Genomic DNA, 9,087 nt, shown 5'->3' with positions numbered 1-9,087 from the left:
CGGGTCCGCAATCCACTCTCCTTTTTAACGACTTCATGCATTAACTCATCAGTATGTAAATTTCCTTTCATGATGGATTCAACTTTTCTTTCTCGGGCCAGTTGAACCGCTTTTTTCGCAGAGCTTTGCGGATCAGCAATATCAATTATTTCATAATCTTTAATGTCTTCTCCGATTTTTTTTGCAATGGTTTCAATTGTGCCTTTTGGACCTATAAGAACGGGATCGATCAAACCCAGATGGTTTGCTTCAAGGGCTCCTTCCAGTGATTCCTCACTACAAGGAAATACAACGGCTACTTTAATTTTTGGCAAAGATTGACACTTTTGCATAAAATTTTTTGCTAACTTGTCCAAATCAAGTTTTTTTTGTACCATTTTTTAATCCATTCTTAGTCCCGAAACCACCCTGCATATGAATAAAAGCATTTATTTCTGGAATAATGGTTTTTCGGAAATTACTCCCATTGAATAGCCCATAATGTCCAACGCCAAGTGCAAGATAATATTTCTTCTTGTGATCAGGAAGGTTTTTGCATAAATTGATTACGGTTTTAGTTTGGCCAAGTCCAGTGATATCATCACGTTCGCCTTCAATGATTAAAATCGAAGTATTTTTAATATCCTGTAAACGGATGTTATTGCCTTTAGATTTATAATGACCTCGTGCCAGCAATTGTTCTTGAAAAACTGTATTGATGGTTTGCATGTAAAATTCAGCAGTTAAATCCATAGTTGAAAAATATTCGAGATAAAAACGCACCGTTTTAAATGCTGCCTCACGTTTGTTTTCAGCATAATTAGCCACAGCGGACTGCAAGGATTCAATATGACGCTGCCAATTCATACTCATAAATCCAGAAAGCTGCATAAAACCTGGATAGACTAAACGCATTGCGCCGCGAAATCGACTAGGAACCATAGAAATTACATTTTGTTGAAACCAGTCATCTCCTCTAGACACGGCCAATTCGTTGACTGAGGTTGGTGATTTAGTAGTATCAATTGGGCCACCCAATAAGATAGCACTTTTTGGTAACTTTGGTTCATTTGCAGTAGACATTAAAGCCAAAGCGGCTAAAACTGGAACCGTAGGTTGGCATACTGCCATTACATTTACTTCAGGGCCCAAAAGTCTAAAATAGGAGATGATATATTCTATAAAATCATCTAAATCAAATGCTCCTTCAGACAGAGGAACATCCCTGGCATTTTTCCAATCCGTGATGTATACATCATAAAAAGGCAGTAATGCTTGCACTGTATCTCGTAACAGAGTTGCATAATGACCTGACATCGGCGCAACAAGCAACATTTTAGGCATGACATTCTCAACAATGCCCTTCTTCTTAAATCGGATTAAATCACAAAAACTTTTGCGATCTATAAGTTCTTCAACAATTTCAAAATATTCATCACCCAATTTAATGTCTTTTATGTCAAAACTGGGTTTTTCATAAATATTGGTCATCATGTGGGCAATGTAATAATATCCAGTTAATTCCCTAAAATATTTAATCGAGGAGTGCATCGCTGTTTCGCATAATTCTTTTTGAAAGTCAGAAAGAAAAGGCAAATTGACGGGCAAGTCCATAGTGTCAGCAATTCGCCTATATCGCTTAGAAAGCGTGAGACAATAATCGGAGTAAGGTTGGAGGAATCTCATTGTCGTATCGTACCAGTTGTACAATGAGCGACTATCAATTGGATTAGGCAGCATAGAAATTCCTTATTCTAATGCAGTATAGAAAATAAAAATCTATTTCTACCAGTATAGCTCATTACATAGAAAATTTAGAAACAATTAGATTTTTATTTGCCACATTAGAATAAATAATACTCTATACTTAGACCAGGACTATGGATTATCCAATTCGGATCAAAATGGATTATGGAAAAGCCTCATGTTGTTACACTCAATTCAGGGTCTTCAAGCATCAAGTTTGCAGTATACGAATTGCATTCTGATTTACCCAAATTGCTACATGGCGCAGTAGAAAACATACGTGAAGCCCCTGTGTTAAAACTATTTGCCAAAGACAATCATTTGGTTAGGGAAGCTCATTTTAAAAAAAATAACGCTTACAACTTTTTTTATGAATTATTATTTTCCGCTTTAAAAACCAATCAATTTGGATTTAACATTACAACAGTAGGTCATCGCGTAGTCCATGGAGGCAATGAATTCGTCAAACCCATTTTGATTACTCCAGAAATTACGGAAAAATTAAAAAAATATATTCCTTTTGCTCCTCTTCATCAGCCACATAATCTGCAAGCAATAGAAAGCATCCACGCACTCTATCCTGATTTACAGCAAATTGCCTGTTTTGATACAGCATTTCATGCAACCCATCCTCAAGTGGCAGACTTATTTGGTATTCCTAAGAGATTTTCTGAGGCGGGCATAAAACGCTATGGTTTTCATGGACTTTCTTATGAATTCATTATGCATCAATTGAAAAGCATTAATCCTCAAAAACACTCCGAACATATCGTTATTGCTCATTTGGGTAATGGGGCAAGTATGTGTGCTGTAAAAGAAGGGAAATCAATTGACAGTACTATGGGATTTACTGCATTGGATGGCCTTGTCATGGGCACGCGTTGCGGTAATTTGGACCCTGGTGTGATTCTTTATTTTCTAGAATCAGAAAAAATGACTTCAGGGAACATCCAAAATATGCTTTACAAAGAATCGGGGTTATTAGGAGTATCTTGCACCACATTCAATATGCAGGAACTACTTCAAGATAAAAGCATACAGGCAAAAAAGGCGATTGAATTGTTTGTCTATCGCATACGTCGTGAATTGGGCGCATTGACTGCTGTACTTGGTGGCTTGGATGTATTGGTTTTTACAGGCGGCATTGGGGAACATGCATGGCAAATTCGTCAATTAGTCTCTCAAAATAATGAATGGCTCGGGCTTGAAATCGATGAGGCCTTAAATAAAACAAATCATCTCACAATAAGCACCCCCAAAAGCTTGGTTGATGTTTATGTCATTCCCACTGACGAGGAATGGGTGATTGCCAATCATTGTTATCATCTTATGAACAAAAAGGAATCATAAACATGGACAGTACATTACTTTCAGGTAAAAAGGCTTTGGTCGTAGGCATAGCCAATGACAGTTCTATTGCTTTTGGCTGCGCACGTGCTTTGCACATGGCTGGCGCTGATATAGCTATAACTTATTTAAATGATAAAGCAAAGCCTTTTGTGGATAAAGTAGCAATTGGGCTTAAGCCTTCTATTTATTGTCAGTGTGATGTAACTCAAGAACATGATTTAGATAATTTGTTTGTGCAAATCGAGAAACAATGGGGACATATTGATATTGTTGTGCACTCAATTGCATTTGCACCCAAAGAAGATTTGCAAAAACCAGTATATCAAAGTACTAAAGAAGGTTTTCTAATGGCAATGGATATCTCCTGTCATTCATTTATTCGAATGGCGCAATTGGCTGCGCCATTGATGAAAAAAGGAGGTTCATTATTTGCTATGTCCTTCTACGGAGCAGAAAAAGTCGTGAAACATTATAATATTATGGGGCCTGTTAAAGCAGCATTGGAAGCATCCGTGCGTTATATGGCAGTAGAACTGGGACCTCAGCATATTCGTGTGATTGCACTTTCTCCGGGTCCTTTAAAAACACGAGCGGCTTCCGGCCTTGAAAAATTTGACGATTTAATTCAACATGCAAAAGAGAAATCCCCATTGCAATCACTGGTTGATATCGATGATGTAGGTGCAATGGTCGTTTTTCTTGCGAGCAAGTATGGCAAAAATATTACAGGGGACACCATTTATATTGACAGCGGTTATCATATTATTGGTTCATGATTTCATGTCCTTTTTGGATTAATACGATATAAAATGCAATAAAAAGCCGGCACTAAGAACATAGTGAGTATGGTCCCAATTGTTAATCCGAACATAATAGTTACCGCTAGAGAGACCCAAAAAATATCTTGTAATAAAGGGATCACTCCCAAAATGGTGGTCAGTGCGGCGTTCACTACAGGCGATAAACGACTTAGGCCTGCGAAGATAACAGCTTCATAAGGTTTCATTCCATCTGCAAGATTCAAATTCACTTGATCTAATAAAACCACTGAGTTTTTAATCATCATTCCCGACAAACTCATTGCGCCAAGCAAAGCAATGAAACCAAAAGGTACACCAGTAAAAAGTAATCCAAAAGTAATCCCAATCATTGCAAAAGGAATTACCGCAATAATGATTAAAGGAGGTCGATATGCATTAAATAACATAACGATGATCAATAACATAATAACGACTGCGGGAAAAAGACCCGGTTTTAATGCATTGGCCGATTCTGTACTGCTTTTGTATTCACCGTCCCATGTCAAGGTGTATCCAGGAGGTAATTTAATTTTTTCAAATTGGGGTAAAATAGTTTCCCGTAAAGTATTTGCCGTGACTTGATAAGGAGAACACTGAACAGTGATTGCCCTTTTACGATCCCAACGCCAAATAATTGGATCAGTCCACTGAAGATCAATTCCATTTACTACTTGTGACAACGGTATGGTTTGAGTACTCAATTGTGAATTGACTTGCAACAAAGGCAAGTCGACCGCAGCAGTATCCTGTTCACTTGGTGGCTGGCGTAGAATAATCGGTATTAAACTATCTTGCTCACGATAAAGGCCCACTGTTATCCCGTCACTGGCTCTTTGCAAAGTCTGCGCTAAATCCAAGCGAGAAATCCCAGCCCAACGTGCACGTTCTTGTTGATAATCTGGAACAATTTGCAATATAGGTTCTCGCCAATCAGTTCGCACATCAATTGTATGTGGATTTGCCCGTAAGATTCCTACAGCTTGTGCTGCAATATTTTTTAAAACTAAAGGATCTGAATTGGCTGGACCACTGAAGCGAGCAGCAATTTTCCAGTTATTAAACGCACCAACTGCATACTTACGAACACGAACCAGGGATTGTGGATAATTTTTACTATTCCATTCCGGAAGTGTGGCTACTAGACGATCAACATCCTGTAAACTTTTCATGTTGACAATTAACTGCGCATAAGAAGAGTAAGGAAATTCTGATTCCACGGGCAAATAAAAACGAGGTGGACCTTGTCCAATAAAAGTGCTCACACTGGCTACACCTGAATCGCTTAAAAGCTTTTTCTCCATTTTTTCAAGTTCTTCAGAGACTACCTGAATACGAGTCCCTTCGGGTGCCCAATAATCAATCATCACTTGCAATCGAGAGGAGTCAGGAAAATACATAATCGGAACATAACGAAAACAGGAGACAGAAAGCACTAATAGACCACACATAATCAAAGTAAAGATCACCCTGAAACGTACAGCTAACTCTAATAAGGCCTTATATCCTTTATAAAATCTACCGGAGTATGCCTCTTCTTGATTGATGGTTGTTTTGGGGTCAGGCATAAATAAAATACACAAATAAGGGGTGGCTGTTTGGGAAAGAACCCAACTTAATATAAGCGACACCGCAATAACGGTAAATAAGCTTCCTGCGTATTCGCCCGTATCATACGTCGATGCAAAAATGGGAAAAAATGCCATAGAAGCAACTACAGTAGCGCCCAGTAGAGGCCAGGCTGAAATTTGTGCTGCATCTACTGCTGCTTTTTCTCTAGGAATACCTTGTTGCAAACGACTCATAAATCCATCAACCACAACAATTGCATTATCTACCATCATCCCCATTGCAATAATTAAAGCACCTAAGGAGACACGTTGCAGATCGATATGAAGCAACAGCATGATAATAAAAGTGCCCAAAATTGCGAGAATGAGTCCAGAAACTCCAATAATCATTCCTGCCCTTAAACCCATGGTGAACGCCAAGACCAATAACACAATGATTACAGCTTCAATTAAATTAATGAGAAATGCATCAATAGATTCTGCAACGACGTCCGACTGCCATGAAATTTTATTGATCTCAATTCCTTTTGGAAGTTTATCCTGAAGTTCCTCAAGACGTTTGTCTACATCTTGACCTACTTTCACTGCGTTAACTCCTGACAAGGGGGCTAATGCAATTCCAATGGCAGGCAATCCGGAGTAACGCATTAATTGCTCAGGAGGATCAATATAATCTTCTTTAACATCAGCAAAATCACGAATCCGTATAATTTCTTCACTTTTCTGAGGCTTATCCAATTTCAACTGGGGAATAATTGCTAAATCACCGATGGCGTCTGCTTTAGAAAACTCACCAGTAGGCGCAATCCTCATTCGCTGCAACTGGTAATTGACATGTCCTGCATTAACTACCTGATTTTGTAATTTTAAAGTTCGCTCTATATCTGCTAGAGTTACTTCCAGTTGAGAAAATTGTGTGTTTGAAATATTCAAATAAATTCTTTTTTGTTGGACACCCCATAAGTCAACCCGGGCAACCCCAGGAACTATGCTCAATTCCTTTTGAATTTCTTTAGTGTATTTTTCAAGCTCGGCATAGCTGAACCCATCTGAGGTAACCGCTAAAAGAAATCCAAATACATAGCCAAAATCGTCTCCTACCACCGGTTTATCAACTCCAGGAGGTAAGCTACCCTCAATATCTTGAACTTTTTTACGCAAGATATCCCAAACCTGTGGTAATCTATCGGACCAGTATTCATTCTTAATATTGACTTTGATAATGGATAATCCAGATCTTGAAATAGAAGATATATCTTTTACTTCCGACATTTCTTGAATTTTTTTTTCAATATGATCAGTAACTTCCAACTCTACTTGTTCTGCGCTGGCACCAGGATAATGAGTTGTAATCGTAGCAGTTTTCACTGTAAACTCAGGATCTTCTAAACGCCCAAGTTTGAAGAAACATAAAGAGCCTGCAATAACAAGCAAAATTAAGATAAATGAAGTGACGGTTTTATTTTTAATTGCATAATTTGCCAAAGCCATGTCTAATTATCCTGCTCTTTTAACAGGGTAACTTGCTCTCCTTCAATTAAACTATGAACTCCAGCAGTTACTATCCATTCACCTTGTTGCAGCCCTTTTAATACTAAAATACCTGTGGGAGTGAGTTCTCCAATCTGAATTTGACGTTGATGTACCTTTAGAGATTTTGAATTAATTATCCAAATGTATGTCATTTTTTCAGAATCATTGGTAATGACTGCGGAAACAGGAACTGTAATCTTACTTTTTTCTTTTTTTGTCTGTTCGACATGACCCGTCGCTTTACCTGCCATCCCAGGAAGAATTTCAAAATGTTTCGGCTGATGCATGATAAGAGTGACGGGATAGGTACGTGTTTCGGGTGAGGCTTCATTGCTGATTTCTTTTATTTGTGCCGGTATCATTTCATTGGGGAAAGAATCAAATCGTACAAGAATATCTTTTACAAAAGGAATATAACTGATGAATCCTTCAGGTATTTGGATAACCATTTCAATTTGTGAGGTATCTAGTAACCGGGCAATATTTTGGTGGTTCGATATCGTCTGGAAATTTTCTACATACAAATTGGAAATTTTGCCATTAAAAGGAGCATTTAGTACGCTGTCTTTGAGTGATTTTTCAGCTAAATCTTTATTGGCTTGGGATACAGCCAGTTTTGCTTTTAGAAGATCATAATCTACTTTAGAAATATTTCCTTTTCCAATTAATGCTTCTGCTCTTAAAAAATTTTGTTTGTCTCGGGTAAGTTCAGCTTGTGCCGATTGTAATTTCGCTTCAAATTCTCGAGGATCAAGTTTTGCAATCAGTGTTCCCTTTTTTACATTGTCCCCTATTTTAACAGGTAATTCAATTAATGAACCTCCTACATTAAAGGATAAATTAACCTGTTGAAAAGCTCTTGCCCTTCCTGGAAAAGCACGGCCACTAAATGCACTGGTGTTCCCGATTTGAATAGCTTTTACAGGTCTAGGTTTGCTAGGAAAAGGTTTAGTTTGGTTTTGATTGCAGGAAATCCCCAGGTAAGCAATAAAACCTACGGTTAAATAAAGCCTTGGTGAAAAAAAGACTTTCATAATCATCCTTGATGACAGAACATACTCTTTTTATTATAGTGGCACGATTGATATGCCTTTTCACCTCAGTATAGATCAAAAAATGTAAAATAAGTTTTTTATTTTATTGAATTTTATTTTTTTTCTGCTAATGGATAATCCCGCACCAGAAATCATATTAAGGATACTCTTTTAAGAACGTTCCTATAATAATTTCTCAATAGTCCTTGGCATAACTTCCTATGCTTAATACAAAATAGTAAGAATTCTATAACCCTACTTATTAAATGAAGGTTTGAATAATAAAAAAATTATTTACCCTATTTGTGGAAAACCCAATACCTGGCGTGCAGACAACCAGTTTTAACCTTTTTTGATTCGATTGGTGTAAACTCATTGATTTAGGCGAGTGGGCGAGCGAATCACGAAAAATTCCAGGCAGTACATTGGATCCCGACCTCAAAATTGCAACACAAAATGAGCCATACGAAAAAATAATAAATATAAATTTCATGAGAATTATTTAAACTAAATTATATCTATTAATCGGCAAAATAATTAAATCTCTAAAATTAAAACCAAAATAATTCCGAATTTGATGAATAATCTAAAGACATTAACAACTAAAATACTTCAAATGATAATAAATTCACTGTGTGGAATTTGCGTATTTGAGTACGACACTGTTATCCATCGTAGGACATTTGTAGTGGTTTCCTGCGATATAAATTATAATAAAATCAATCACTTATTTTTCAACTGGGTGACTGAAAATCCTCGTGTCGGCAGTTCGATTCTGCCTCTGGCCACCATGAGACCCCGAGTTTAATCAATAAGTTACATTCGACTTACCAACCCCTTAAAAAACACTGTGTGGAGATTTTGTGGGACACAAACAACACAAAGTCATGAACTAATCACCTTATTTATTTGTGTTTAGATGGGAGAGGACATGGAGTGTTTATCAGTTGTATTATCTGAAGAAGAAATAAAATATAAATTAACGGATCAAGGCTCTTTCCCATTTAAGGGGGCAGCTTTAATCACCCGCAGAGGACCTTAACACGTACTCTATAATTTTCAAAATTTCTAAAACCA

Annotated in this window: 5 protein-coding genes and 2 pseudogenes; 3 read left to right on the top strand and 4 right to left on the bottom strand. The window is 37.3% G+C overall.

Features of this window, described 5'->3' with window-relative positions:
- Both Lpar_RS19010 and phaZ read right to left on the bottom strand, forming a co-directional pair.
- Positions 1–377 (bottom strand): annotated as a pseudogene (locus Lpar_RS19010) (phosphate acetyltransferase); the annotation flags it as partial.
- Complete coding sequence (gene phaZ, locus Lpar_RS02645) at positions 358–1,719, bottom strand: polyhydroxyalkanoate depolymerase (protein ID WP_058516457.1); 1,362 nt, start codon at positions 1,717–1,719, stop codon at positions 358–360. The gene phaZ and the pseudogene Lpar_RS19010, both read right to left, overlap by 20 nt.
- Positions 1,720–1,890: 171 nt before the next feature.
- On the opposite strand from phaZ, the gene Lpar_RS02640 reads away from it, so the two are divergent.
- Positions 1,891–3,075, top strand: a complete 1,185-nt coding sequence (locus Lpar_RS02640; protein WP_058516456.1) for an acetate/propionate family kinase — start codon at positions 1,891–1,893, stop codon at positions 3,073–3,075.
- 2 nt (positions 3,076–3,077) lie between these two features.
- Positions 3,078–3,851, top strand: a complete 774-nt coding sequence (gene fabI / locus Lpar_RS02635) for an enoyl-ACP reductase FabI (protein WP_058516455.1) — start codon at positions 3,078–3,080, stop codon at positions 3,849–3,851.
- A gap of 2 nt (positions 3,852–3,853) precedes the next feature.
- Here the strand turns inward: fabI and Lpar_RS02630 are convergent, their stop codons facing one another.
- On the bottom strand, positions 3,854–6,934 hold the full coding sequence (locus Lpar_RS02630) for an efflux RND transporter permease subunit (protein ID WP_058516454.1): 3,081 nt from the start codon (positions 6,932–6,934) through the stop codon (positions 3,854–3,856).
- A gap of 2 nt (positions 6,935–6,936) precedes the next feature.
- The gene (locus tag Lpar_RS02625; RefSeq protein WP_058516453.1) at positions 6,937–8,010 is read right to left on the bottom strand and encodes an efflux RND transporter periplasmic adaptor subunit; all 1,074 of its coding nucleotides are present in this window, start codon (positions 8,008–8,010) and stop codon (positions 6,937–6,939) included.
- A gap of 274 nt (positions 8,011–8,284) precedes the next feature.
- Between Lpar_RS02625 and Lpar_RS18420 the strand changes: the two are divergent.
- Positions 8,285–8,516, top strand: a pseudogene (locus tag Lpar_RS18420) (DNA gyrase inhibitor YacG).
- Positions 8,517–9,087: the final 571 nt, after the last annotated feature.

Source organism: Legionella parisiensis (genome assembly GCF_001467945.1).
Lineage (GTDB): Bacteria > Pseudomonadota > Gammaproteobacteria > Legionellales > Legionellaceae > Legionella > Legionella parisiensis.
This window is presented reverse-complemented; position numbering and strand designations above follow the sequence as displayed.